General features: G+C 63.3%; 28 protein-coding genes. 15 read left to right on the forward strand and 13 right to left on the reverse strand.

The window, feature by feature from the left end:
* Position 1 precedes the first annotated feature (1 nt).
* On the forward strand, positions 2 to 643 hold the full coding sequence (locus tag NKH30_RS28225; RefSeq protein WP_023679833.1) for a LysE family translocator: 642 nt from the start codon (positions 2 to 4) through the stop codon (positions 641 to 643).
* A gap of 56 nt (positions 644 to 699) precedes the next feature.
* Here NKH30_RS28225 and NKH30_RS28230 read toward each other — a convergent pair whose 3' ends face one another.
* The 3 genes from NKH30_RS28230 to NKH30_RS28240 form a co-directional block, all read right to left on the reverse strand.
* Positions 700 to 1152 (reverse strand): hypothetical protein, encoded by a 453-nt coding sequence (locus NKH30_RS28230; protein WP_352770304.1) that lies wholly within the window; start codon positions 1150 to 1152, stop codon positions 700 to 702.
* A complete protein-coding gene (gene rlmN / locus NKH30_RS28235) occupies positions 1149 to 2381 on the reverse strand; it encodes a dual-specificity RNA methyltransferase RlmN (RefSeq protein WP_352615494.1) in 1233 nt (410 codons plus the stop codon). The genes NKH30_RS28230 and rlmN overlap by 4 nt, the downstream gene beginning before the upstream one ends.
* A 267-nt stretch (positions 2382 to 2648) precedes the next feature.
* Positions 2649 to 3155: an invasion associated locus B family protein gene (locus NKH30_RS28240; protein WP_023721899.1), complete on the reverse strand. Its 507-nt coding sequence runs from the start codon at positions 3153 to 3155 to the stop codon at positions 2649 to 2651.
* Between the two features lie 360 nt (positions 3156 to 3515).
* On the opposite strand from NKH30_RS28240, the gene NKH30_RS28245 reads away from it, so the two are divergent.
* On the forward strand, positions 3516 to 4124 hold the full coding sequence (locus NKH30_RS28245; RefSeq protein ID WP_352770301.1) for a methyltransferase family protein: 609 nt from the start codon (positions 3516 to 3518) through the stop codon (positions 4122 to 4124).
* 45 nt (positions 4125 to 4169) lie between these two features.
* Here NKH30_RS28245 and NKH30_RS28250 read toward each other — a convergent pair whose 3' ends face one another.
* The 4 genes from NKH30_RS28250 to NKH30_RS28265 form a co-directional block, all read right to left on the reverse strand.
* Positions 4170 to 4532 carry a YkvA family protein gene (locus NKH30_RS28250; protein ID WP_031212728.1) on the reverse strand — a complete coding sequence of 121 codons (363 nt, stop codon included), beginning with the start codon at positions 4530 to 4532 and terminating at the stop codon, positions 4170 to 4172.
* 92 nt (positions 4533 to 4624) lie between these two features.
* Entirely contained in the window at positions 4625 to 4921 is a 297-nt protein-coding gene (locus NKH30_RS28255; protein WP_023679826.1) for a 4a-hydroxytetrahydrobiopterin dehydratase, read from the reverse strand.
* A 6-nt stretch (positions 4922 to 4927) separates the two neighbouring features.
* Positions 4928 to 5524 (reverse strand): RNA 2',3'-cyclic phosphodiesterase, encoded by a 597-nt coding sequence (thpR, locus tag NKH30_RS28260; protein ID WP_352770297.1) that lies wholly within the window; start codon positions 5522 to 5524, stop codon positions 4928 to 4930.
* A gap of 137 nt (positions 5525 to 5661) precedes the next feature.
* Positions 5662 to 6306, reverse strand: a complete 645-nt coding sequence (locus NKH30_RS28265; protein ID WP_352450197.1) for an arylesterase — start codon at positions 6304 to 6306, stop codon at positions 5662 to 5664.
* A 107-nt stretch (positions 6307 to 6413) separates the two neighbouring features.
* Between NKH30_RS28265 and NKH30_RS28270 the strand changes: the two genes are divergently transcribed.
* The 4 genes from NKH30_RS28270 (at position 6414) to NKH30_RS28285 (ending at position 11352) form a co-directional block, all read left to right on the forward strand.
* Positions 6414 to 7124, forward strand: coding sequence for an ABC transporter ATP-binding protein (locus tag NKH30_RS28270; protein ID WP_352770294.1), 711 nt, complete (start codon positions 6414 to 6416; stop codon positions 7122 to 7124).
* Positions 7124 to 9673: an ABC transporter permease gene (locus NKH30_RS28275; protein ID WP_352997595.1), complete on the forward strand. Its 2550-nt coding sequence runs from the start codon at positions 7124 to 7126 to the stop codon at positions 9671 to 9673. The genes NKH30_RS28270 and NKH30_RS28275 overlap by 1 nt, the downstream gene beginning before the upstream one ends.
* 219 nt (positions 9674 to 9892) lie before the next feature.
* Positions 9893 to 10672 carry a Bax inhibitor-1/YccA family protein gene (locus NKH30_RS28280; protein WP_254817871.1) on the forward strand — a complete coding sequence of 260 codons (780 nt, stop codon included), beginning with the start codon at positions 9893 to 9895 and terminating at the stop codon, positions 10670 to 10672.
* A 110-nt stretch (positions 10673 to 10782) separates the two neighbouring features.
* On the forward strand, positions 10783 to 11352 hold the full coding sequence (locus NKH30_RS28285; protein ID WP_352470829.1) for a GNAT family N-acetyltransferase: 570 nt from the start codon (positions 10783 to 10785) through the stop codon (positions 11350 to 11352).
* A 4-nt stretch (positions 11353 to 11356) separates the two neighbouring features.
* On the opposite strand, the gene NKH30_RS28290 is transcribed toward NKH30_RS28285, so the two are convergent.
* Positions 11357 to 11743, reverse strand: a complete 387-nt coding sequence (locus NKH30_RS28290; protein WP_031212724.1) for a DUF2794 domain-containing protein — start codon at positions 11741 to 11743, stop codon at positions 11357 to 11359.
* Between the two features lie 475 nt (positions 11744 to 12218).
* A complete protein-coding gene (locus NKH30_RS28295; RefSeq protein ID WP_352470828.1) occupies positions 12219 to 12968 on the reverse strand; it encodes a DUF1223 domain-containing protein in 750 nt (249 codons plus the stop codon).
* A 175-nt stretch (positions 12969 to 13143) separates the two neighbouring features.
* On the opposite strand from NKH30_RS28295, the gene NKH30_RS28300 reads away from it, so the two are divergent.
* Positions 13144 to 13824 carry a ceramidase domain-containing protein gene (locus NKH30_RS28300; protein WP_352470827.1) on the forward strand — a complete coding sequence of 227 codons (681 nt, stop codon included), beginning with the start codon at positions 13144 to 13146 and terminating at the stop codon, positions 13822 to 13824.
* 93 nt (positions 13825 to 13917) lie between these two features.
* On the opposite strand, the gene acnA is transcribed toward NKH30_RS28300, so the two are convergent.
* Positions 13918 to 16608, reverse strand: a complete 2691-nt coding sequence (gene acnA, locus NKH30_RS28305; protein WP_352770290.1) for an aconitate hydratase AcnA — start codon at positions 16606 to 16608, stop codon at positions 13918 to 13920.
* 282 nt (positions 16609 to 16890) lie between these two features.
* On the opposite strand from acnA, the gene ccmA reads away from it, so the two are divergent.
* The 6 genes from ccmA (at position 16891) to NKH30_RS28335 (ending at position 20471) form a co-directional block, all read left to right on the forward strand.
* Entirely contained in the window at positions 16891 to 17490 is a 600-nt protein-coding gene (gene ccmA, locus NKH30_RS28310) for a heme ABC exporter ATP-binding protein CcmA (protein WP_352997594.1), read from the forward strand.
* A 37-nt stretch (positions 17491 to 17527) separates the two neighbouring features.
* Positions 17528 to 18193, forward strand: coding sequence for a heme exporter protein CcmB (gene ccmB, locus NKH30_RS28315; protein ID WP_352470824.1), 666 nt, complete (start codon positions 17528 to 17530; stop codon positions 18191 to 18193).
* A complete protein-coding gene (locus NKH30_RS28320; protein ID WP_352491648.1) occupies positions 18193 to 18570 on the forward strand; it encodes an Imm50 family immunity protein in 378 nt (125 codons plus the stop codon). The genes ccmB and NKH30_RS28320 overlap by 1 nt, the downstream gene beginning before the upstream one ends.
* Before the next feature lie 102 nt (positions 18571 to 18672).
* Positions 18673 to 18840 (forward strand): heme exporter protein CcmD, encoded by a 168-nt coding sequence (gene ccmD / locus NKH30_RS28325; RefSeq protein WP_352456348.1) that lies wholly within the window; start codon positions 18673 to 18675, stop codon positions 18838 to 18840.
* Positions 18837 to 19412, forward strand: a complete 576-nt coding sequence (locus NKH30_RS28330) for a DsbE family thiol:disulfide interchange protein (protein ID WP_352491647.1) — start codon at positions 18837 to 18839, stop codon at positions 19410 to 19412. The genes ccmD and NKH30_RS28330 overlap by 4 nt, the downstream gene beginning before the upstream one ends.
* Positions 19413 to 19427: 15 nt before the next feature.
* Positions 19428 to 20471 carry a DUF2332 domain-containing protein gene (locus NKH30_RS28335; RefSeq protein WP_352491646.1) on the forward strand — a complete coding sequence of 348 codons (1044 nt, stop codon included), beginning with the start codon at positions 19428 to 19430 and terminating at the stop codon, positions 20469 to 20471.
* A 16-nt stretch (positions 20472 to 20487) separates the two neighbouring features.
* On the opposite strand, the gene NKH30_RS28340 is transcribed toward NKH30_RS28335, so the two are convergent.
* Positions 20488 to 20655: a hypothetical protein gene (locus NKH30_RS28340; protein ID WP_352491645.1), complete on the reverse strand. Its 168-nt coding sequence runs from the start codon at positions 20653 to 20655 to the stop codon at positions 20488 to 20490.
* Positions 20656 to 20920: 265 nt separating this feature from the next.
* On the opposite strand from NKH30_RS28340, the gene NKH30_RS28345 reads away from it, so the two are divergent.
* On the forward strand, positions 20921 to 21838 hold the full coding sequence (locus NKH30_RS28345) for an SMP-30/gluconolactonase/LRE family protein (RefSeq protein ID WP_352491644.1): 918 nt from the start codon (positions 20921 to 20923) through the stop codon (positions 21836 to 21838).
* Positions 21839 to 21870: 32 nt separating this feature from the next.
* The gene (locus tag NKH30_RS28350; protein WP_352491643.1) at positions 21871 to 22080 is read left to right on the forward strand and encodes a tautomerase family protein; all 210 of its coding nucleotides are present in this window, start codon (positions 21871 to 21873) and stop codon (positions 22078 to 22080) included.
* A gap of 107 nt (positions 22081 to 22187) precedes the next feature.
* On the opposite strand, the gene NKH30_RS28355 is transcribed toward NKH30_RS28350, so the two are convergent.
* Both NKH30_RS28355 and NKH30_RS28360 read right to left on the reverse strand, forming a co-directional pair.
* Complete coding sequence (locus NKH30_RS28355) at positions 22188 to 22721, reverse strand: NADPH-dependent FMN reductase (RefSeq protein ID WP_352491736.1); 534 nt, start codon at positions 22719 to 22721, stop codon at positions 22188 to 22190.
* Positions 22722 to 22761: 40 nt separating this feature from the next.
* Positions 22762 to 23382 carry a pyridoxamine 5'-phosphate oxidase family protein gene (locus NKH30_RS28360; protein WP_352491642.1) on the reverse strand — a complete coding sequence of 207 codons (621 nt, stop codon included), beginning with the start codon at positions 23380 to 23382 and terminating at the stop codon, positions 22762 to 22764.
* Positions 23383 to 23638: the final 256 nt, after the last annotated feature.

Raw genomic sequence — 23638 nt, forward strand, 5'->3', positions numbered from 1 at the left:
CATGTCCTTCATCCCCGACAGTACGACGCTTATCCAGTTCTCCATCGCCACCTTCATCCTGGCGATCACGCCCGGGCCTGACATGACGCTGTTCGTGTCGCGCACGCTGAGCCAGGGCCGTGCCACCGGCTTTGCCTCGATGGCCGGCGCCTTGTGCGGCACGCTGATCCACACCACGCTGGTGGTGGTCGGCGTCTCGGCGCTGATCGTCGCCTCGCCGATGGCGTTCTTCGTGCTGAAGATTTTCGGCGCCGGCTATCTGGTCTTCCTGGCATGGCAGGCGATCACAAAAGGGTCGGCGTTTTCACCGGAGAAGAAGAGCGGGCCGCAGATCTCGCTGTTCCGCAGCTGGGCGGCGGGGCTCGGGGTCAATCTGCTCAACCCGAAGATCATCCTGTTCTTCATGACCTTCCTGCCGCAATTCGTCTCCGCGCATGATCCCGACGCGCCGGGAAAGCTGTTCTTCCTCGGCGCGATGTTCGTCGTGCTGGCGATCCCGGTGACGGCGCCGATGGTGCTGGCGGCGGAAAAATTCTCGGCCGCGATGAAATCCAGCCCGCGTGTGACCCGCGTCGTCGACTATCTGTTTGCCGGAGTTTTTTCGGCCTTCGCGCTCAAGATCCTGACGGCCCAGGCGAAATAGGGTCTATTCTTACTTGACCATGATCTTTTCCGAAAACCGGCCTCCACTTTTCGGGATCATGGTCCAATCTGACGCCAGCTTCCGGCCGAGCGCCCGGCGCTCAGCCAGTAGAAAATACCGCCGACCATGCCGCAGCCGATCACCGCCAGCATGACGCTGGTATTGGTAACCTCGAAATTGGCATCGGCCGTCTGGTGGACGAAGCCAAGGAAGACCGCCGCCACCACAGCACCCGCCAGCGCATAGAACAGCCAGTCACGCCGGCCAAGGATCTCGGAGACGAGGATGGCGATGGCGGCCGGCATGAAGGCGAAATAGGCGACGAACAGCGCGACGAAGGGGATTGAAAACCACAGCGACGCCTGCGCCGCCGGTTGCGTCTCGTCCGTTATCAGCCCAAGAGACGCCAGGAACATGATGTTAAGGAAGGCGCTTGCCGCCAGCGAAGCAACGCCGTAGCCGACAAGGATGACGGCGAAGCGGATGAGATAGGCGACGAGGCGGTTCACGCCTCGCCATGCCCCGCGATCATCATGGCTTCCAGCGCCAGCCGGTCGACCTTGCGCATGCGCTCGGAGTCCGACTTGAGCTGGCCGCAGGCGGCGAGGATGTCGCGGCCGCGGGGCGTGCGGATCGGCGAGGCATAGCCGGCATTGTTGATGTAGTCGGCGAATTTCTCGATCGTCTCCCAGTCCGAGCACTGGTAGTTGGTGCCCGGCCACGGATTGAACGGGATCAGATTGATCTTGGCCGGGATGCCCTTGAGCAGCTTGACCAGCGCCTTGGCGTCCTCGATCGAATCGTTGACGTCCTTCAGCATGACATATTCGAAGGTGATCCGCTTGGCGTTGGACAGGCCGGGATAGGCACGGCAGGCAGCGATCAGTTCGTTCAGCGGATACTTCTTGTTGATAGGCACCAAAAGGTCGCGCAGATCGTCGTTGGTGGCGTGCAGCGAGATCGCCAGCATGACGCCGATCTCCTCACCGGTGCGGAAGATCTCGGGCACCACGCCTGAGGTCGAGAGCGTGATGCGCCTCTTCGACAGGGAAAGCCCGTCGCCGTCGGATGCGATAAGCAGGGCCTTCTTCACCGCCTCGAAATTGTAGAGCGGCTCGCCCATGCCCATCATGACGACGTTGGACACTTTCCGCCCCTCGGCCGGCACGATGGCGCCGTCGGGCGTGTCGCGGTCGGGGAAATCGCCAAGCCGGTCCCGGGCGGTCAAGAGCTGGGCGAGGATTTCCTCGGCGGTCAGGTTGCGCACCAGTTTCTGCGTGCCGGTGTGGCAGAAGGAGCAGGTCAGGGTGCAGCCGACTTGCGAAGAGATGCAGAGCGTGCCGCGGCCTTCTTCGGGAATGTAGACGGTCTCGATCTCGACCGGCCGGCCGGCGCCGCGCGGCGGAAAGCGGAACAGCCATTTGCGGGTTCCGTCGGAGGAAATCTGCTCCTCGACGATCTCGGGCCTGGCGACGGTGAAATGCCTGTCGAGCGCGGCGCGCAGATCCTTGGAGATGTTGAACATGCCGGCGAAGTCGGAAACGCCGCGCACATAGATCCAATGCCAGAGCTGTTGGGCGCGCATTTTCGCCTGGCGCTCCGGCACGATGCCGGCGGCGACGAGGGCGGCCCCGAGTTCGGCGCGCGTCAAGCCGATCAGCGACGGTTTTTCAGGCGTCGTGCGGGTGCGCAACGCGTCACGCGCGCCTTCGACGGTAAGATCGAATGAAAGGGTCATTGTTGCGCCAATATAAGCGATTTGCGGCCGAATACAGCATCGTGCCCGAAATGAAGCGCGGCGCATAGCACAGGTTAGCGGCGGAGTCATGCCGGGGTTCTTCCTTCTCCCCTTGTGGGAGAAGGTGGCCGAGCGAAGCTCGGTCGGATGAGGGGTGTTCCAGCTTGGCGCCGACGGCGTTCCGTCCAACACCCCTCTTCCGTCTCGGCGCTGCGCGCCGATCCACCTTCTCCCACAAGGGGAGAAGGGAAGACCGCGCCTAACCGCCTACTTGCACTTGGCGATCGAGGCCAGCGCCGCCGAGATGCCCTTCAGCGAGAAGACGTAGGTGGTGGTGTTGCCGCGGCCGGACTTGGCCGACACCTTCATGTCGGTGCCGGTCTTCATCGCGGCGATCAGCACCGGCTCCTCGGCAGCGTTCTCGACCCAGGCCGACTTGCCGCGCGTGAACATCGAGAAAGACTTCTTGTCGATGGTGACGGTGGCCTTGGAACCCTCCTGGAAGGTATAGCCGGCAATGAATTGCGGCTCGTAGGACACTTGCTGCCCCGGCCGCTGGCTGACGAAGAAGAACATGTCGCCGTGATCGAGCGTCGGCGGCTGCTTGTCGGTTGGCACCGTCAGGACATAGCAGACCTTGCCGCCGCCCGACGCCTGATAACTGTAGGTGCCCCAGGCATTATGCTGGCCGATCTTGGTTGCCGACTGCGCCAGCGCGGGCGCCGTCAAGGCCACCAGGGCCAGGCTGGAAACTATAGCAATCAATCCGCGCATCGCTTTTCCCGTATTCCACTGGTGCGGCGGCAGGCCGGCTCGGCGTCCTGCCCGTCGCTTCATTTTGATTTAATCTGGGTTACCAAACGGTGAATTTCCCCTTAGAAAAGGATGTTCACGCCAGGAAACCGCCGCCGTCTTCGCGCTGCCGCTCGAAAAAGCGGCTGGCGCAATGTCCCTGCCGCGACTTGGAGGCCACGAAAACGGCAAGAGTTTGACTTTTCAAGCAGCTAGGTCTTGCGGCGATTCCGCTTTTCTGAGGTACGTGACGAATTTCCCTGCAGGCGGTACCATGTCTGCGTTCGCCGCCACGGCGCTCGGCCAGGGTACCCTCCCTGGCGGCTTGCGGGAGATTTGGCCATGGTCATTTCCGAGACAGTTCTGATCCTGGCGGGCGGCACAGTCGTCCTGGCGATCGTGTTCGGCGTTCGTGTCGCCGTCCGCGTGGCGGCCGGTGGCGCGGTGCCCCGGTCGGATGGCGGGGAGGCGGCGGGCGGATCGGGCGCCCCCGACGTGGCCGGGGTCATTGCGCTGCCACCTTTGATCTTCCTCGGCTTCCTGGTGGCGGCAACCGTGCTCGAGGTGCTCGTGCCGCTCCCGGTCATGGCCGGGCAGGCGCTCGCCCGCTATCTGACCGGCGCCGTGCTCGCGGTGTGCGGCTTCGTGTTCATCTTTATGGCAGCGGGCCGCTTTCAGGCCGCTGGAACCAACATACCACCGACCTTGCCAACGACGGCGCTGGTCGTCGACGGTATCTATCGGCGGACCAGGAACCCGTTCTATCTGGGAGCGACCCTCATCTATTTGGGCCTCGGCGTCGCGGCCGGAAGTCTTTGGGCTATCGCGCTCGTCGTCCCCCTGCTGTGGGTGATCAATACCGGCGTCATCGCGCCGGAAGAGCGCTACCTCGAGCGGAAGTTCGGAGATGTCTATCGCGCCTACAAGGCGCGGGTGCGGCGGTGGGTTTGACGGCCGGAAAGTCGCTTCTCACGCGATTTTTTGCGCCGCACCGGCTCAGCTCTTGTCGGCGATGGCCTGCCTGGCGGCGAGCCGGTGCGCCGGCGTGATGTGGGCGCTGACGGCGGTAATCGCGGCGGTCAGCACGGCGATGTCGTCGGTGAAGCCTAGCCCAAGGATGAAATCGGGGATGACGTCCGTCGGCAGCACGAAATAGCCGAGCGCAGCAAGCAAGGTGCCCTTGGCGCGAAGCGGCGTCTTCTTGTCCATGGCACAGTAATAGGCGGCGACCACCTCTTCCATGAACGGGATCTGCCGGGCGGCCTTCTTCGCCGTACGCCAGAACTTTTCGCGCACTTCGCTCTCGTTGCCCGGCTTGCTCCCGAGGCCAAAGAAATCAAAACCGGATTTTTGCGCCATCAACCCCTCCTTGCGGCCGTCGCGTGACTTCACGCGTGACCGCGAGGCAAAATGTGGTGAAAGCCGAACCTCGCTGCAAGGTGCAGACAGGCTCAGCCGCCGAAATAGCGGTTCATTTTCCTGGCCAGATCGAAATCCAGCGCGGTCAGGCCGCCGGCGTCGTGCGTGTTGAGGGTCACGTTTACCGTCTTGTAGACGTTCGACCAGTCGGGATGGTGGTCCATCTTCTCCGCGGCCAGGGCGACGCGGGTCATGAAGGCAAAGGCTTCGGAGAAATTCTTGAAGGTGAAGCTGCGGGTGATCGAGCCGCCATCCTTGGCCAGCGACCAGCCGTCGAGGCCGGCAAGTTCGGCGCGGATCGCTTCTTTTGCTAGTTTCTCCCTGGCCATGTCCGTCTACCGCATGATCCGCGAAGCGTCGGCGGCGCCGACCAAACGGCTGGCGACGCGGTTGTCAGCACCTGAAAGCGGCCAGGCCTCCTCGACGACGTAAGGGCCGCCGCCGACCGAATCGCGCGACGACATCAGCACGAAGCGGCCGACCCGGAACGGCAGCGTCGAAAAATTGCCGCGCGCCGACAGGTACTGGGCAACGTCGAGCGGGCTCGAGTTGCGCAGGCGGGCCAGCGTCACATGCGGCATGAACTTGCGCGGGTCGGCCGGGATGCCGAGCCGCTGGCAGATGCGCTCGATCTCGGCCTGCAATGCGGAAAGATCGGGCGAAGCCGCGACCCCGGCCCACACCGCATGCGGCTTCTTCTGGCCGAAGGCGCCGACGCCGGACAGCGTCAGCGGGAAGGAGGCGCGGTGAACACGGTCGAGCGCGTTGGCGATGTCGTCGGCGACATGGCCCTCGACATCGCCGATGAAGCGCAGCGTCAGATGATAGTTTTCGACGTCGATCCAGCGGGCTCCGGGCAGGCCGCCCCTGAGCAGGGACAGCGAAAGAGCGGCATCACGCGGTATTTCGAGGGCGGTAAAAAGACGCGGCATGGGAAGCCTCCTGTCCTCGAATCGAACTCTTGCCCCTAGCGAATCATCGATATCCAAACGGGGCAAGCGGTTTGTTGGTCGCAGGCCTGCCTAAAAGCTTCCCCTGCGGAAGGTGTTGCGACGGCGAACCCTCGCCTTCAGGAATTGCCCCGGACCGCTTCAATGGTCTTCTCCACACTGGGCAGGATACCCTCGACGATACGGTCGACGCCTCGGGCGTTTGGATGAAGGCCGTCCTCGAGTTGCAGGACGGATTGACCGGCGATGCCCTCGAGAAAGAAAGGATAGAGCGGCACGCCATATTTTTCAGCCAGTCGCGGAAAGGTCGCGTCGAAGGCGTTCTGGTAGTCGGCGCCGAGATTGGGCGCCGCGCGCATTCCGGCCAGCAAAACGGCGATCTTGCGCTGCTTCAGTTTTGCCAGCATGGCGTCCAGGTTCTTTTCCGCTATGGCGGGCGAAACGCCGCGCAGCATGTCGTTGGCGCCGAGCTCCAGGATGACGAGTTGCGTGCCGTCCGGCACCGACCAGTCGAGCCGCGACAGGCCGCCGCTCGTCGTATCGCCGGAGACGCCGGCGTTGGCGACCGTGACATCGTAGCCCTTGGCGCGCAGCGCCGCCTGCAGCTTCTCGGTGAAGCCCTGACCTGGCCCGAGGCCATAACCCGCCATCAGGCTGTCGCCGAAACCGACAATGGTGAACGGTTCGGCGCGCGCCGACGAAATGGCGCCGCAAATGGCGAGGAAAAGGGCGAAGGCTGCGGCAAAGGTGTGTTTGAAAGCCATGCGGCAGGCCCCATATGACCAGGAACATCTGTTGGCGAAGGCAGGTTTTCGTCTTTGTCGAGCATCGGATGCACTAGCCTTCATCCCCCATATAGGACGATTTGATTTTGGAAGAAGCCGTCATTTCGCTGAAAGACGTATCGCTGACGCTCGGCGAAGGTGCATCCTCGGTCCATGTGCTGAAGGGCGTCGGCCTCGATGTGGCGGGCGGCGAAGCGACAGGCATCGTTGGACCTTCAGGTTCGGGAAAGTCGACATTGCTGATGGTTTTGGCCGGGCTTGAAAGGGTCGATTCGGGCACGGTCCGAATTGCCGGCGAGCTGCTCAACGGCAAAAGCGAAGATCAGATCGCATCGTTTCGGGGACGAAACATCGGCATCGTGTTCCAGTCTTTCCATCTCATCCCCAATATGACGGCGCTGGAAAACGTTGCGGTCCCGCTGGAGCTTGCCGGCCATGTCGATCCATTCGGCGTAGCGGCGCGCGAGTTGGCGGCGGTGGGCTTGAGCGATCGCGTCACCCATTACCCCGGCGAATTGTCTGGCGGCGAGCAGCAGCGCGTGGCGATCGCCCGGGCGCTGGCGCCGTCGCCGCGCATCCTGATAGCCGACGAGCCGACCGGCAATCTCGACCAGGCAACGGGGCGGCACGTCGCCGACCTGCTGTTTGCCAAGGCGGCCGAACGCGGCATGACGCTGGTGCTGGTCACGCATGACCCACTACTCGCGGCGCGCTGCTCGCGCCAGGTGTCGATGCGGTCGGGGCTGATCGAAGACGCGCCTAAGCCGGCCACCAGGGCTGGCAGGATGACCGCATGATGCCGCTGGCGCGCACGCTGAGGCTCGCCTTTCGGTTTTCGCTGCGAGAAATGCGTGGCGGGCTGTCCGGCTTCCTGATCTTCCTTGCCTGCATCGCGCTCGGCGTCGCTGCGATCGGCGGCGTCAATTCGGTGGCGCAGGCTATTTCCGCCGGTGTTGCCGACCAGGGCCAGACGCTGCTCGGCGGTGATCTCCGCTTCCAGCTCAACCAACGCGATCCGACCAGAGCCGAACGCAGCTTCCTCGACCGGCTTGGCACGGTTTCGCACAGTGCCAATATGCGCTCGATGGCGAGGCTCGAGGACGGCTCCGACCAGGCGCTGGTCGAGGCCAAGGCGGTCGACGGCGCCTATCCGCTCTACGGCGCGCTGGAGACCGAGCCGGTGCTGTCGCGAGAAGATCTGTTCGGCGAAAAATCCGGGGTCTTCGGCGCCGCCGCGCCGGACCTCTTGTTCGAGCGGCTGAACCTTGGCATCGGTGACCGGCTGAAGCTCGGCGGCGCGACGTTCGAGCTGCGTGCCAGGCTGGTCAACGAGCCGGATGCAGTGTCGGATGGCTTCGGTTTTGCGCCGCGGCTGATGGTGTCGACCGACGGGCTTGCCGCTTCCGGCCTGATCCAGCCGGGCAGCCTGGTCGAGAACGCCTATAAGGTCCGCCTGCCTGGCGGCACCACTGAGGCACTGATCAAGGCGATCCAGGAGCAGGCGGCAAAAGAGTTCCCGCAGGCCGGCTGGTCGATCCGCACCCGCAGCAACGCAGCACCGGCGCTGTCCTCGAATATCGAACGGTTTTCGCAATTCCTGACTCTGGTTGGGTTGACGGCGCTGGTGGTCGGCGGCGTCGGCGTGGCCAATGCCGTGCGTGCCTATCTCGACGGCAAGCGCGGCGTCATCGCCACCTTCAAGAGCCTGGGGGCTTCGGGCGGCTTCGTCTTTGCCGTCTATCTGGTGCAGATCCTGATGATCGCCGCCCTCGGCATCACGCTAGGCCTTGTGCTTGGCGCGCTGATGCCGTTCGCGGCCAGCGCCGCACTCCAATCGGTCATTCCAGTGCCGGCGGAAGGTGGGTTCTATCCCGGCGCCCTCGGCATGGCAGCGCTGTTCGGGCTGCTGGTGACGCTGGCTTTCGCCTTGCTGCCGCTCGGCCGCGCCCGCGACGTGCCGGCAACGGCGCTGTTTCGCGAAATGGGTTTCGAGGGCCGCGGTTTTCCCCGCCCGCTCTATATCGCCGCGGCATTGGGCATCGCGCTGCTGCTCGCGGTACTGGCGATCCTGTTTTCCGGCGACCGCCGTATTGCCTCGATCTTCGTTGGCGCCACGATCTTTTCGTTCCTGGTGCTGCGTGTGGTCGGCTCGCTGGTGCAGTGGGCGGCGAAGAAAAGCCCGCGCGTGCGCTCGACCGCGCTCAGGCTCGCCATCGGCAACATCCATCGGCCTGGCGCCTTGACGCCGTCCGTGGTGCTGTCGTTGGGACTCGGGCTGACGCTGCTGGTGACGCTGGCGCTGATCGACGGCAATCTCAGGCGGCAGATCTCGGGCAGCCTGCCGGAAAGGGCACCGAACTTCTTCTTCGTCGATATCCAGAGCAGTGACGTCGATGCCTTCTCCGCGCTGGTCGGCAAAGAGGCACCGCAAGGCAGGCTGATCAAGGTGCCGATGTTGCGCGGCCGGGTGATGGCGCTCAACGGCGTCAATGTCGACAAGGTCAAGGTTCCGGCCGAAGGCGCCTGGGTACTGCGCGGCGACCGTGGCCTGACCTATGACGCAAAGCTGCCGGAGAATGCGACGCTGACCGAGGGCAGCTGGTGGCCGGAGAACTATGCCGGCGAGCCGCTGGTCTCGTTTTCCGCCGAGGAAGGCAAAGAGATCGGGCTGAAGCTCGGCGACACCATCACCGTCAACGTGCTCGGCCGCAACATCACGGCCAAGATCGCCAATTTCCGCCAGGTCGAATGGGAAACCATAGGCATCAATTTCGTCATGGTGTTCTCGCCCAACACGTTCGCCGGTGCGCCGCATGGCTGGTTGGCGACGCTGACCGAGACGAATGCGTCGGCAGCCGACGATGCGCATCTTCTCAACGCCGTCACGCGTGCCTTTCCCGCGGTGACGACGGTCAGGGTCAAGGACGCGCTCGAAATCGTCAACCGGCTGGTGGCGCAGCTCGGCACAGCAATCAGGGCAGCAGCGGGGGTGGCGTTGATCGCCTCGGTGCTGGTGCTGGCCGGGGCGCTCGCCGCCGGCAACCGGGCTCGCATTCACGACGCGGTGGTGCTGAAGACCCTGGGTGCGACCAGAAAAACGCTGATCGCCGCGTTTTCGCTGGAATACATGCTGATCGGCCTTGCTACCGCGATCTTCGCGCTGGCGGCGGGCGCTGTGGCGGCATGGTTCGTCGTCGCGCGCATCATGACGCTGCCATCGCACTTCATGCCCGAGGTGGCGGTGGCGACCATCGGCTTTTCGCTGGTGGTCACGGTCGGCATCGGCCTTGCCGGCACGTGGCGGGTGCTGGGCCACAAGGCGGCGCCGGTGCTGCGGAATCTTTGAGCCAGAGCCGGTTTCGATTAAATCTCGGTAATGTTCCGGGCGGGAAGGCCAATAAAACCGTATCTCCGGCACTTCACGGAGCATTACGCTTGGTTACGGTCTTGTCCTTTACGCCAAGAACCATCATATTTCGGCGCAGGCATGCTGGAGCCCCGCCAGCGGCGCCTGGGTTCAAAAGGACCTGACACCGGACGGGGCAGAAGCAATATGAGGATTTCCATGGCTGATCCCGTTCGCAATTATCAGACGCGCGCCGTGCCCGGCGCCGGCGTCGATGCTGCCATCGACCAGGGCCTGCGGGCCTACATGATCAAGGTCTACAATCTGATGGGGCTTGGCCTCCTCATCACCGGCCTTGCCGCGGTCGGCACAATCATGCTGGCCACTACCAGCGATCCCGCCTCGGCGGTCGCGACGTTGCCAAGCGGCGAGATGCTGACCTCGTTCGGCTACGCGATCTTCGGCTCGCCGCTGAAATGGCTGGTGATCTTCGCCCCGCTGGCAGCGGTGATGTTCCTGTCGTTCCGCGTCCAGTCGATGAGCGTTTCGGCCGCGCAGACGACATTCTGGGTCTACGCCGGCCTCGTCGGCCTGTCGCTGTCGTCGATCTTCCTGGTCTACACCACCGCCAGCATCTCGCAGACCTTCTTCGCCACCGCCGCCGCCTTTGGCGGGCTGTCGCTCTACGGCTACACGACCAAGCGCGATCTCTCGGCGTTCGGGTCATTCCTGGTCATGGGCCTGGTCGGCCTGATCATCGCGATGGTGATCAACATCTTCCTGCAGTCGTCGGCGCTTTCCTTCGCCGTTTCGGCGATCGGCGTGCTGATCTTCGCTGGCCTCACCGCCTACGACACGCAGAACATCAAGGAGATGTACTTCGAGGGCGACGAGACCGATGTCGCCGGCCGCAAGGCGATCATGGGCGCATTGAGGCTCTATCTCGACTTCATCAACCTGTTTATGTTTCTGCTGCAGTTCATGGGCGACCGTCGCTAAGTACGGTTTTCCTGGACCAGCGAGTTTGGAAAGGGCGGCCCAATGGCCGCCCTTTTCTTTTGTCCCGGCTTTTGCTGTGATATAGGGCAGATGAACGACGTGCCTAAATTATGAGCAGCATCACGATACGCGCCGCGACATTGGCCGACCTTGACCAGATCACGGAAATCTATGCCGACGCGGTGATAAACGGCACGGCGAGCTACGAACTCGAACCGCCGAGCCGCGCCGAGATGGGCACGCGCTTCGACACTCTGATGGCGGGCGGCTTTCCCTATCTCGTTGCGGAAAAGGCCGGCGCCGTGCTCGGCTATGCCTATGCCGGGGCGTTCCGGCCGCGCCCGGCCTACCGCTTCGTCGTCGAGGATTCCGTCTATGTCGCGCCCGAGGCCAAAGGGCAAGGCGTCGGGCTGCTCTTGATGCAAGGGCTGATCGAAGCGGCCAAGGCGGCGGGTTTTCGCCAGATCATCGCGGTGATCGGCGACGGCCGGCCCGACAGCGCCTCGGTAAGGTTGCACGAGAAGCTCGGCTTTCGTCATTCCGGCCGCCTGGAAGGCTCAGGCTATAAGCACGGACGCTGGCTGGACACGGTTTTCATGCAGCTGCCGATCAACGGCGGGGCGTCCATCCCGCCTGATCCGCAATCGCTGCCCGAGCGCAAGTTCCGCCTGCAAAAATAAAGGGTTACGCCTCGACCAGCTTCAGTGTTCGGTCGAACACGCCAAGCACCCGGCCGAGTTCCTGGCCGCGCTTGAGGATGCGCCCGCCGGCGGCGATGACGGCGAACGCGCCTTGCCGGCGCGCCAGCTTCGGATCCTTGACGATCTGGAAAAGCGGCACTTCGCTGGTGCGGCGGAAGACGGAAAAAACGGCGCGGTCGGCGAGATGGTCGATGGCATAGTCGCGCCACTCATTGGCGGCAACCATACGGCCGTAGAGCCTGAGGATCTGGTCCAGTTCGCGCCGGTCGAACCGCACCGGCTGGTCGAGGCGTTCGCGTCTTGCCTCATGCAGCGGGATCAATATTGCGGATGCGTCCCCATCCTCCGTCCCGCTGCTGCGATCAGTCATGCCTGGATCCTCGCAATGAATCGTACGCCGACCAAAGTTGGCGCTTTCGTTGCCGAATTGCAAGGCCCGGCCGGGCAACGGCAGCACCGCGCGGTTTCTCCAGCGTCCAGTCACGTTTGCGAAACGCCTGTTGAAATTGGTGATGCTTTGCCACAATCCTGCCCTTTTTTATCCGTGCTCATGCCCCAATGTCCGACGAATTTACCGGCGTTGCCTGAGACGGTTCGGTCCGGCACCGGCTCGTAAACCCCAAGCCCCCCGCCCACGGGTCTGCGTCGGATCGAACCAACCTCGGTTTTTCCTTGGAAAGATCGGGTGCGACGATCCCAAAACCTAAATGACCGGCGTCAGAAGCAAGCTGACGCCGGTTTTTTATTAGCCGTGGCGATGCGATCCATCCAGATAGGCTGTCGTCGGAGGCTTGAGCGCGGTTATCCCTTCTCCCACAACAAGGGGAGAACGGGGGGCGCCCTATCTAAGGCTTGCGGATAAAGGCTGCGCCCAGGATCGGCCCGGGCATGCCGTCCTTGCCGACCGACTGCAGCAGCACGGCGCAGCCGCCCTTCTTGGCGATCTCGCTCATCGGCAGTTCGTAGCGCTGCGCCTTGCCGTGCCACATGCCGGCGGTCTGGATGCTGGAGACGGCGTTCCAGTAGGTCATGCTGCGGCCGCTGTTTTCGCCCTTGCCGATCTTTATCGTCTGCGGCGGATTGAAATAGACGATGACGACATGCGCGTCGGTTGGGCCGGTCACAGCGTCGCCGGCATCGATCATGACGCGATCGCTGGTCCGGCTGACCTTGATGCCGACGCGCATGCCTTCGCCGACCCTCTCCATGCGGGCCAGCGCGCCGTCGACTTCCTTGCGGCTGGCGCCGTTGACATGGCTGCGGCCGTTTATGACGGCTTGCGGGGTGTAGACGGAACGACTGCCGAAGGCGCGCATATACTCGTATTGCCGCTCGGTATTTTCCTTGCGGCTCAGCGTGTCCTGCCAGCCGAGGTAATCCCAATAATCGACATGATAGGCGAGCGCGACGATGTCCTCTTTGGCGGCGAGCTCGGCGAAGAATTCATCTGCCGGCGGACAGGAGTTGCATCCCTGGCTGGTGAAGAGCTCGACGACGCCTAATGGCTTGTCGGTTGGCTCGGCAAGGGCCCTGCCGGCAAACGCCGAGAGGGCCAGCGCAAGGGCCGCAAGCCGCAATGGTCTTCGAGATGGCATAGCCGTTCCGATCCCGCCGGTGACGCCGGCTTTGTTCTGGTTGTCGAAATATGTGGCAGAAGCGGCAGTCAACGGGAAGTCACGTTGCGGTGAAATTTTGCCGTTGCAACCGCTGGCAAGGGCGCAATAGGTGGACTTGCACTTTACGATGGAAGCGATTCGGGCGGCAATCAGCATGTGGCAATCTCTCCTGGCGCCGGTCGACCTCTATTGCGAACGGACGGGGCCGGAATTCTGGGCCGAACCGCTAAATGCGCTGAGCAATCTGGCTTTTTTTGCCGCCGGGCTATGGGGTGTCTGGCAGGTGCGCAAGCGCGGCACCGGCACCTTCGCCGAAGTGCTGGCCTGGTGGGTGGTGGCGATCGGCGTCGGCTCGTCGCTGTTCCACACCTTTGCCAACCGTGGCACGGTCTGGGCCGACGTGCTGCCGATCGCCGGGTTCACGCTGGCCTACACGCTGTTCAACCTGCGGCGTTTTCTCGGCATGAAATGGGGCAAGGCGATCGCCATTTTCGTCGCCTTCTATGCCGTCGCCGGGCTGGTGACCTTTGCCGTGCCCGACTGGCTGCGCCAGGCGTCGAACGGGACGACCGGCTATCTGCCGCCCTTCCTGGCGCTCGCCTTCTTCGGGGCCATGGTGGCGGCCAGCGGCAACCGTGCCGGCTGGTACAATCTGGCGGGCTCGGCGATCTTCGTCGTGTCGGTCATCTGCCGGATGATCGATCCGCTGGTCTGCGGCGGCTTTCCGCTCGGCACGCATTTCCTGTGGCACATATTCAACGGGCTGATGCTCGGCGTGCTGCTGGCGGCGACAGCGCGGTTCGGAAAGCCGGGAATTAGGGCAGTAGGGCAGTAGGGCAGTAGGGCAGTAGGGCAGTAGGGCAGTAGGGGAATAAGTCGCTTCTCCTTGCTTCACCCTACTGCCCTACTGCCTTATTGCCCTACTCCCTTAAGCGGCCAGATCGCGCAGCACGTATTGCAGGATGCCGCCATTCTTGAAGTAGTCGAGCTCGTCCAGCGTATCGATGCGGCAGATGATCGGAACCTCTTTGACGCTGCCGTCGCCGTAGGTGATCCTGGCGATCATCTTCTGCCGAGGCTTGATGTTGCCCAGTCCGTCGATCTCGACCAGTTCGTCGCCCTTGAGGTTGAGCGAGGCCCATGAGGTGCCTTCCTCGAAGACGAAGGGGATCACGCCCATGCCGACAAGGTTGGAGCGGTGGATGCGCTCGAAGGACTGGGCGATGACCGCGCGGACGCCCAGCAAATTGGTGCCCTTGGCCGCCCAGTCACGCGACGAGCCGTTGCCATATTCGACGCCGGCGAAGATGACCAGCGGCACGCCTTCCTTCTTGTATCGCATGGCGGCGTCGTAGATCGATTCCTCTTCTTTCGACGGGTAATGGATGGTGTAGCCGCCCTCGCGGCCGTTCTCGCCCAGCATGTGGTTGCGGATGCGGATGTTGGCGAAGGTGCCGCGCATCATCACCTCATGATTGCCGCGGCGCGTGCCGTACTGGTTGAAATCGGCGACGCCGACGCCGTGGTCGGTGAGGTACTTGCCGGCCGGCGAGGCCGCCTTGATCGAACCGGCCGGCGAAATGTGGTCGGTGGTGATCTTGTCGCCGAACAGACCGAGCACGCGCGCGCCCTTGATATCGCCGATCTTGCCGAAGCCCGACGTCATGCCGGCGAAATAGGGCGGGTTTTGCACATAGGTGGAATTGTCGTCCCAGGCATAGGTCTGGCCTTCTGGCGCCTTGACGTTCTGCCAGTACTCGTCGCCCTTGAAGACGTCGGCATATTTGCGGGCGAACAATTCGCGCGTGACGTTCTTCTCGATGAATTCCTGGATCTCGACCGAACTCGGCCAGATATCCTTGAGATAGACCGGATTGCCGTTGCGATCCTCGCCGAGCGGTTCGGTGGTCAGATCCTTGGTCACGGTCCCGGCCAGCGCGTGGGCGACGACCAGTGGCGGCGAGGCGAGATAGTTCGCCTGCACGTCGGGCGAGACGCGGCCTTCGAAATTGCGGTTGCCGGACAAGACTGCTGCAGCAATCAGGCCCTTATCGTTGATGGTCTTGGAGATCGGCGCCGGCAACGGGCCGGAATTGCCGATGCAGGTGGTGCAGCCGAAGCCGACCAGGTTGAAGCCGATCTGGTCGAGCTCCTTCTGCAGGCCGGATTTCTCGAGATATTCGGCGACGACCTGACTGCCCGGCGCCAATGAGGTCTTGACCCACGGCTTCTGCTTGAGGCCGAGCCGGTTGGCATTGCGCGCCAACAGCCCGGCGCCGATCAGCACGCTCGGGTTCGAGGTGTTGGTGCAGGAGGTGATGGCGGCGATGACCACATCGCCATGGCCAAGATCGTAGTTCGTGCCGTCGACGGCATAGCGCTTGTCGATTTCGGCGGCCTTCCTGTATTCGGACTCCATGGCCTTGGCGAAGCCGGCCGGAATGTCTTCAAGTGCGACCCGGCCTTCCGGCCGCTTCGGCCCGGCCATCGACGGGACGACACTGCCGAGATCGAGCTCCAGCAGGTCGGTGAAGACCGGATCGGCCGAGCCGGCGTCGCGCCACAAGCCTTGCGCCTTCGAATAAGCCTCGACCAGGGCGATGCGGCTTTCGTCGCGACCGGACATGGTCAGATAGCGGATCGTTTCGCTGTCGACCGGGAAGAAGCCGCAGGTGGCGCCATATTCCGGCGCCATGTTGCCGATGGTGGCGCGGTCGGCCAGCGTCATGTTGGACAGGCCCGGCCCGAAGAATTCGACGAACTTGCCGACGACGCCCTTCTTGCGCAGCATCTGGGTGACGGTGAGCACCAGGTCGGTGGCGGTGACGCCTTCTCTCAGCCTGCCGGTGAGCCGGAAGCCGATGACTTCAGGCAGCAGCATGGAGACCGGCTGGCCAAGCATCGCGGCCTCCGCCTCGATGCCGCCGACGCCCCAGCCGAGAACGCCGAGGCCGTTGATCATCGTGGTATGTGAATCGGTGCCGACGCAGGTGTCGGGATAGGCGGTGGTCTCGCCGTCTTCGCTGTTGGTCCACACGACCTGACCGAGATATTCGAGATTGACCTGATGGCAGATGCCGGTGCCGGGCGGCACGACGCGGAAATTGCGGAACGCCTGCTGGCCCCATTTCAGGAACTTGTAGCGTTCCTCGTTGCGCTCATATTCAAGCTCGACATTGCGGGCGAAAGCCAGTGGCGTGCCGAATTCGTCGACGATGACCGAATGGTCGATGACCAGATCGACCGGCACCAGCGGATTGATCTTTTGTGGGTCGCCGCCGAGCGAGGCCATGGCGTCGCGCATGGCGGCAAGGTCGACCACGGCTGGAACGCCGGTGAAATCCTGCATCAGCACGCGTGCCGGGCGATAGGCGATCTCGACGCCGGCGGTGCCCCGGTCAGTCAGCCAGCCGGCGACCGCCTGTATGCTCTCCTTGGTGACGGAACGGCCGTCCTCGTTGCGCAGCAGATTCTCCAGCAGCACCTTCATCGAATAGGGCAATTGGGCAATACCGGTGAGGCCGTTCTTTTCGGCCTCGACAAGGTCATAGTAAACGTACTCGGTGCCGCTGGCGGTCAGCGTGCGGCGGCAATTGAAGCTGTCGAGTGATTTGGACACGTGCGATCCCTAACTGTCGGTTGCCGGAAGGGAACGGACCCCAGTGGGCATGCAAATCACGCGCAAAGGTGCGGGTACGGCCATTTCCGCTATCCGTTCCCAAGCGTCCGGGCCGTTCAAGGCGGCACGCGCGCTGGTTCGGCGCAAATTCGGTTCCCGTGCCGACCGCTGGCACGGATGATGCGGATATAGAGAATTTTCTGGAATAGTTCTAGACACGGAATCGCCATTTTTGGTGCGGCGCACCGAAGCCGCGCCTGAACTTTCGGCGAAGGGGGACGGATGCGGCTGATCGCCGAAAATCTGGGCGGCGAACGCGGCGGCGAGACGGTATTTTCCGGCATCGAATTCGCGCTGGGGGATGGCCAGGCGCTGGTCGTCACCGGGCCGAACGGCGCCGGCAAATCGACGCTGCTCAGGATCGTCGCCGGACTGTTGCCGGTGGCGGCAGGCCGTGTGCGGCTCGAAGGTGGTGGCGAAGACTTTCTGTCGGCCGCCTCGGCGTGTCACTATCTCGGCCACCTCAACGCGATGAAGACGGCGCTGAGCGTTACGGAAAACCTGTGCTTCTGGCGCGATTTTTCGGGCGCCGGTTCCGCGGGTGTTGAAGAGGCGCTGGAAACCGTCGGGCTGGGCGGCATCGGCCATCTGCCTTTCGGCTATCTCTCGACCGGGCAACGTCGCCGCGCGGCGATTGCAAAACTGCTGGTAAGCCACCGGCCATTGTGGCTGCTCGATGAGCCGACGGCAGGACTGGACAAGGCTTCGGAGGAGAGATTCGGCGAATTGATGGGGAAACACCTCGAGAGTGGGGGGATCGTGGTTGCGGCGACGCATTTGCCGCTGGGGATCGAGGGAAAGGAATTGAGGATGACCGGCTGATGTTGGCATTCCTTCACGGGCGAAAGCATCTCACATCATGCTAGCCCTCTTCCTGCGCGACATCCGCCTGAGTATCCGCGCCGGCGGCGGGGCGCTTACCGGCGTGATTTTCTTTCTCGCCGTTATCGCGACCATCCCCTTCGGCGTCGGTCCCGAGCTGAAGCTGCTGGCCCGCATCGGCCCGGCGATCCTGTGGATCGCCGCATTGCTGGCCTGCTTGCTCGGCCTCGACCGGCTGTTCCAGGCCGACCGCGAGGACGGCTCGCTCGATCTTCTGGTGCTTGGCAACGACCGGCACATGCTGGCCTTGACCGTTCTGACGAAATGCCTGGCGCATTGGGCGGGAAGCGTGCTGCCGCTGGTCATCGCCGCTCCCTTGCTCGGCCTGTTCATGAACATGGAGCCCATCGGCATCGGTGCGACGGCGCTGACGCTTCTGGTCGGTACGCCGGCGATCACCTTCATCGGTGCCGCCGGTGCCGCGGTGGCGGTGGCGCTGCCGCGCGGGGGCCTGCTGATCTCGGTGCTGGTGCTGCCGCTAACCATTCCCGTGCTGATCTTCGGCGTATCAGCAAGCTATGGCGCGGTGGCGAACCCCGATCCTTTTCTGCAGCCCTTCCTCATTCTCGCCGCGCTGACCCTGTTCCTTGCCGTGCTCGGGCCGGTGGCGGCGGCGCTGGCGCTTCGGCACGGAACGGATTGATGTGGCCGCTGCGCATAGAGAACCCGATCTTTCTCCAGACAATCTACGGCAACTATCCGGACCTGTCTTCCGTCGAGGTAACCAAGGCCGAAATCAATCGTGAAGGGCCTAGCATGTACCTTTCCTTCATCTCGACCGTCCTCCCCTACCGGCCCCCCGCCAAATGGGCGGCGTTCAATGCCGTGTCTTTCGGGCTTGAGTTCATCGAGGTCGAATCGATTAGCCTTCGCAAGTTCCGGAGCCATGGCTGGAGTGCAATCAGGATGTGGGATGACGCCGGTAGAATCCTGCTTACCTGCGAAGGGGCTGTCAGGCTGTCTCTGACGTGCCAATACATGCGTATCAAAAACATATCAGGTGTTTTGCGTTCGCAGTGACCTTCGGCTTGCGATAACCGCAAATCTGCCGCAGACCCGTTCATTGCGACAAACAGCCGGTGAGGCTATGAATTCCGCCGTGAGAAGCCTTGGATCGGGAAAATGAGCGTTCACGCCCTTTATGTCACCGCCGCCTATGCGATCACGGCCGTGGTGCTGGGTGGGCTGATCGGCTGGATTCTGCTCGACCAGCGCGGCCGCAAGCGAGAGCTTGCCGAGCTGGAGGCATCCGGCGTGCGCCGGCGCTCCGATAAGGCAGTAAAATCATGAGCACGGAAACCCAAACACCGGCGCGCCGCCGCCTGATCGTGCTGCTGCCGCTGGTGGTCTTTCTCGGGCTGGCGGGATTGTTCCTGGCGCAGCTTTTGTCCGGGCGCGACGTGTCGGAAGTGCCGTCAGCGCTGATCGGCCTGCCGGCGCCGCAGACCAACCTGCCGGCGCTCGAAGGCACCAATTTGCCGGGCCTCGATTCAAAACAGTTCGCCGGCAAGGTGACGCTGGTCAACGTCTTCGCGTCCTGGTGCGCGCCGTGCCGCGAAGAGCATCCGGTGCTGCTGGCGCTGTCGCAGGACAGACGCTTCGTCATGGCGGCGCTGAACTACAAGGACCAGCCGGAAAACGCCCGTCGGTTCCTTGGCGATCTCGGCAATCCATTCCAGGCGATCGGCGTCGACCAAGCCGGACGCACGGCGATCGACTGGGGTGTCTACGGCGTGCCGGAAACCTTCGTCATCGGCAAGGATGGCAAGATCGCCTATAAGCATGTCGGGCCGCTGACGCCGGACTCGGCGCGGACGCTGCTGTTACCCGAAATCGAGAAGGCGCTCGCGGCTCCGGGCTGAGACACCTGAAACGCGATGGACGAACGAGACATCCGCGATCATTTTCTGGCACAGGCGAAAGCCTGCGATGGACTTGGCTCGCCTTTCACCGCGAATTTATGCCGTGCGCTCGCTAAGGTTCTCGACGCAAACACCAGGACCGGGCAGGCGGTGCTCGGTTGGCCGGGCGACGCGCGCGCCGACGCCCTCGCATTGCGGCTTTGCGGCGCGCTGCATGGGTTGGTCCTGACGGGTGCCAATGAGCGATTGGCACTGATCTATCCGCCCAACCAGACAAGCGAATCCGAGATCGCGGCGGTGCTGCCGGAGGCAATTGCGCGATCCGACGAGCGGATCGTCGCCGGCCTCGCCGGTGCGCCGCAGACCAATGAAATCGCCCGGTCGGCGATGCTGCTGCCTGGATTTCTGACGGTCGCGCGGGAAACCGGCCTGCCGCTGGACTTGTGCGAGATTGGCGCCAGCGCTGGGCTCAATCTCCTGTTCGACAGCTTTCACTACCGCTACGGCGATGCCGAGTGGGGCGACCGGACCTCCACCGTTCGGTTGGCGCCGGAGGTGCGCGGACTCGCTGTTCCGCTTGGTGGAGCGATCGACGTCCGCCACCGCGCCGGCTGTGACATCGCGCCGGTAGATGTCGCCGACGCAGCCACACGGTTACGGCTTCGGTCTTACGTCTGGGCCGATCAGGCTACGCGGCTGGCCCGGCTCGACGCTGCGCTGTCACTTGCCGAAAAGTTTCGACCGCCACTTGTCAAAGCGGACGCGGCGGATTTTGTCGGGAAGGCGCTGGCCGCGCGGCAGGAGGGTGGCGCTTTTGTGCTCTATCATTCGATCATGTGGCAATACCTGCCGCGGGCGACCAAGGATGCGATCATCGTCGCCCTGGAGCAGGCGGGCAGACAGGCCACGGCCGCTGCGCCTATCGCAAGGCTGAGGATGGAGCCGCGCGATCCCACAAACAATTGGGCGGTACTCAGCCTGACTTTATGGCCGGGCGGCGAGACGCACCGCCTGGCCCATTGCGATTACCACGGCCGCTGGATCGAATGGGTGGGCTAAGCCCGATCCCATTCACTCAGCCGTAGATCTGCTTGTGGACCTGGTAGAGCATTTCTGAGCGGTCGGCGCGCATGTCGGCGAGGTCGCGGCTGCTGAAGCTGTCGATTTCGGCGACGAGGCGGTTGTAATGCCGGCGCTTGGCGATGCTGGCGCGAGCGCGGCTCATGAGGCTGTCGATGACCATAGCGAGTTTCCTTTTTGCGCCGCGTTTCGCGGCCAGTTGTTCCTCCCTTGATCAATACGGAGCATGACATAGTTATGGTGCATTGCAAAAATAAGATGTTGCAATGCACCATTGCGCTGGGCGCATAGCCGGTTAACGGGATGTGACCTGCCGTCCGGGCCAGCATTCGCATTCCATAATGCCTCTGACGCATCATCGATCTTGCCATATCGATCGTGGGCTGGCTTGATCGCGCCTTGCCAAGCGACCGCTACCGGGAGGAACCATGGCCAGCGAATTCTACGAAGTTCTCGATCCGCGCTTTTCGCGGCTGTTCAACGGCAATGCACAGGTCGACAGGCTGTTTACCGGCTGCCGATGGGCGGAAGGACCGGCCTGGTTCGCGGCCGGGCGCTATGTGGTCTGGTCCGACATCCCGAACAATCGCATGCTGCGGTACGACGAGACCGACGGCTGCGTCAGCGTATTCCGTCAGCCGTCCGGCAATTCCAACGGCAACACCGTCGACCGGCAAGGCCGGCTGGTTACTTGCGAGCATTCCGGCCGCCGCGTCAGCCGCACCGAGCATGACGGCTCGGTCATCACCATCACCGACAAATGGCGCGGCAAGCGGCTGAACTCGCCCAATGACGCGGTGGTCAAGTCCGATGGCTCGATCTGGTTCACCGATCCGAGCTACGGCATCGATACCGATTACGAGGGCGACAAGGCCGAAAGCGAAATCGGCGCCTGCCATGTCTACCGGGTCGATCCCGGCACCGGCGAGACCGAGGCGGTGATCACCGACATGGTCAGGCCCAACGGGCTCGCCTTCTCGCTCGACGAGCGCCAACTCTATGTCGCGGATACCGGCCGCACGCATGGTGCGCAAAATCCGGCGCACATCCGGGTGTTCAATGTCGGCCAGGGCGGCAAGACGGTCTCAGGCGAAAAGGTCTTTGCCGACTGCACCGCCGGCCTGTTCGACGGTTTCAGGCTGGATGCGGACGGCCGCATCTGGACCAGCACCGCCGACGGGGTCCATTGCTACGATCCAGACGGGACGCTGATCGGCAAGGTCAAGGTACCGGAAGTCGTTGCTAATTGCGTGTTCGGCGGCAACAAGCTGAACTGCCTCTACATCGCCGGCACCACATCGCTCTACATGGTCCGGCTCATGGTCAACGGCGCCAAAACCTACTGAGCGGCTGCCAAGCATATGCAAGGGAGGGAACCATGCCATTCGTGAATATCCGCCTGGTCAAGGAGGTGATTGCCGACGACCCGGCCGGCAAAAAGGCCGCGATCGCCGCCCAAGTGACAGCGGCCATCACCGGCGTCACCGGCCTGACCAACAACGATGTCTGGGTGGTTTTCGAGGAGGTCGCTGCACGCGACTGGTTCGTCGGCGAGACCGACGTCGAGACGCGGAGGAGCAAGGGATAGTTCCCGGCACAGATTGGCCGCAGCTCCTAGCGTCGTCATCCCGGGGGCGGAGCAGGAGCGAAACTCCGTCGCGGAGACCCTGGGATGGCGAAAGCACGGTCCGGCGTTCACCGCGAGCGGATGAACTCCGCGAAGGCGGATAGGGCATCGCGCATCGTCAGCCGGTTTTCCGGCTGCGATAAGATATCCTCCACCTCCGGCGGCTTCTTGCCGAGCAGCGCTATTTCGAGCGCTGCTTCCTCATGGAGCGCAAAAGACATTGTCCGCATGATCTCGATCAGTGCGGCGCGGGCAAACAGCGAGCGCGGCGAGGCATGCACCAGCATGGCTGGCTTGCCAACGGCGGCATCGCGCGACACCAGCCAGTCAAGCGCGTTCTTCAGGCCGCCTGGCACACCGTGAGCATATTCCGGGCAGGAGACGATGACGCCGTCAGCGGCGGTGACCGCATCGATCAGCACTGCTGCTTGCGGCGGCGTCCGCTCGCCTTCGTCGTCGGGGTTGAAGATCGGCAGCCGGCCAAGTCCATCGTAGACGGAGACGTGACAGTCCGGCGGCGCGTTTTGCGCGAGTGCCGCGACCAGGGCCGAATTGATCGAGGCGGCGCGCAGGCTGCCGGAGATGGCGAGGATGTTCAGCAAAGGAATGGAGACCGGCTTGGGCGATTCGTTGCCGGGCACGCTACCACATGGTCTCCCTGTATTCCTCATCCAGCCAGCGGTCGGTCGCCTCGGCCGAATCGGCGAGCGCCAGCTGGTCGCGCAGGATCTGGCCGAGCGTCGGCAGCGTCGCGCGGTCGTACCAGCTCTCCGGCTTCCACAGTTCGGAGCGCATGAAGGCCTTGGCGCAATGCATATAGGCGGCCTTGACCGTCACCACGACGACGCTTTGCGGCGCCTTGCCGTCGACCGCCAGCCGCTCGCGTAACGCCGCATCGACGGTGATGCGGGCATCGCCGTTGACACGCAGCGTCTCGTTCATGCCGGGAATGAGGAAGAGCAGCCCGACCGAGGGATTGAGAAGGATGTTCTCCAGCGTGTCGAGCCGGTTGTTGCCCGGCCGGTCGGGGATGGCGATGGTCTTCTCGTCGAGCACTGCCACAAAACCCGGCCTGTCGCCCTTGGGCGTCACATCGGCATTGCCGGCGCCGTCGGACGAGCCGATCAGCACGAACGGGCTCTTGCCGATGAATGAACGGCAGTGGCCGTCCAATGTCTTCAATTCCTTGCGGATCGAGCCGTCGGTCAGCCGAGGCGTCTTGTAGATCGTCCTCAACTCGTCGCGCGTGGTGATGAATTCCATGCCCCTCTCCCCTTATTCTGATGCAATTCCCTAGGGAAAACGCTACGCGCTTTTCCCGGGAAAACCGTTTCACACTTTTCCTGGAATTGCTTGTCTTATGACTTTCGCTGCCGAATGGGTCAGAAAGGAACGCTGAGAGAGGGTAGCCGCCCCCCCTCAGCGGCGAGGGTCGGATCGGTGGAATTGCTGACCGTTTGACGGGTCGAGCTAGAGTCGGATCGCCCTCGTCTTTCCCTTGAGGCCTGAACGGATACCC

Origin of the sequence: Mesorhizobium sp. M1273 (genome assembly GCF_040318195.1) — a bacterium.
Taxonomy (GTDB): domain Bacteria; phylum Pseudomonadota; class Alphaproteobacteria; order Rhizobiales; family Rhizobiaceae; genus Mesorhizobium.

Coding starts and splice junctions, on each gene's coding strand:
- NKH30_RS28225 (WP_023679833.1), top strand. CDS start 2: ATGTCCTTCATCCCCGACAGTACGACGCTTATCCAGTTCTCCATCGCC.
- rlmN (WP_352615494.1), bottom strand. CDS start 2,381: ATGACCCTTTCATTCGATCTTACCGTCGAAGGCGCGCGTGACGCGTTG.
- NKH30_RS28240 (WP_023721899.1), bottom strand. CDS start 3,155: ATGCGCGGATTGATTGCTATAGTTTCCAGCCTGGCCCTGGTGGCCTTG.
- NKH30_RS28245 (WP_352770301.1), top strand. CDS start 3,516: ATGGTCATTTCCGAGACAGTTCTGATCCTGGCGGGCGGCACAGTCGTC.
- NKH30_RS28250 (WP_031212728.1), bottom strand. CDS start 4,532: ATGGCGCAAAAATCCGGTTTTGATTTCTTTGGCCTCGGGAGCAAGCCG.
- NKH30_RS28255 (WP_023679826.1), bottom strand. CDS start 4,921: ATGGCCAGGGAGAAACTAGCAAAAGAAGCGATCCGCGCCGAACTTGCC.
- thpR (WP_352770297.1), bottom strand. CDS start 5,524: ATGCCGCGTCTTTTTACCGCCCTCGAAATACCGCGTGATGCCGCTCTT.
- NKH30_RS28265 (WP_352450197.1), bottom strand. CDS start 6,306: ATGGCTTTCAAACACACCTTTGCCGCAGCCTTCGCCCTTTTCCTCGCC.
- NKH30_RS28275 (WP_352997595.1), top strand. CDS start 7,124: ATGCCGCTGGCGCGCACGCTGAGGCTCGCCTTTCGGTTTTCGCTGCGA.
- NKH30_RS28280 (WP_254817871.1), top strand. CDS start 9,893: ATGGCTGATCCCGTTCGCAATTATCAGACGCGCGCCGTGCCCGGCGCC.
- NKH30_RS28285 (WP_352470829.1), top strand. CDS start 10,783: ATGAGCAGCATCACGATACGCGCCGCGACATTGGCCGACCTTGACCAG.
- NKH30_RS28290 (WP_031212724.1), bottom strand. CDS start 11,743: ATGACTGATCGCAGCAGCGGGACGGAGGATGGGGACGCATCCGCAATA.
- NKH30_RS28295 (WP_352470828.1), bottom strand. CDS start 12,968: ATGCCATCTCGAAGACCATTGCGGCTTGCGGCCCTTGCGCTGGCCCTC.
- NKH30_RS28300 (WP_352470827.1), top strand. CDS start 13,144: ATGTGGCAATCTCTCCTGGCGCCGGTCGACCTCTATTGCGAACGGACG.
- ccmA (WP_352997594.1), top strand. CDS start 16,891: ATGCGGCTGATCGCCGAAAATCTGGGCGGCGAACGCGGCGGCGAGACG.
- ccmB (WP_352470824.1), top strand. CDS start 17,528: ATGCTAGCCCTCTTCCTGCGCGACATCCGCCTGAGTATCCGCGCCGGC.
- NKH30_RS28320 (WP_352491648.1), top strand. CDS start 18,193: ATGTGGCCGCTGCGCATAGAGAACCCGATCTTTCTCCAGACAATCTAC.
- ccmD (WP_352456348.1), top strand. CDS start 18,673: ATGAGCGTTCACGCCCTTTATGTCACCGCCGCCTATGCGATCACGGCC.
- NKH30_RS28330 (WP_352491647.1), top strand. CDS start 18,837: ATGAGCACGGAAACCCAAACACCGGCGCGCCGCCGCCTGATCGTGCTG.
- NKH30_RS28335 (WP_352491646.1), top strand. CDS start 19,428: ATGGACGAACGAGACATCCGCGATCATTTTCTGGCACAGGCGAAAGCC.
- NKH30_RS28340 (WP_352491645.1), bottom strand. CDS start 20,655: ATGGTCATCGACAGCCTCATGAGCCGCGCTCGCGCCAGCATCGCCAAG.
- NKH30_RS28345 (WP_352491644.1), top strand. CDS start 20,921: ATGGCCAGCGAATTCTACGAAGTTCTCGATCCGCGCTTTTCGCGGCTG.
- NKH30_RS28350 (WP_352491643.1), top strand. CDS start 21,871: ATGCCATTCGTGAATATCCGCCTGGTCAAGGAGGTGATTGCCGACGAC.
- NKH30_RS28360 (WP_352491642.1), bottom strand. CDS start 23,382: ATGGAATTCATCACCACGCGCGACGAGTTGAGGACGATCTACAAGACG.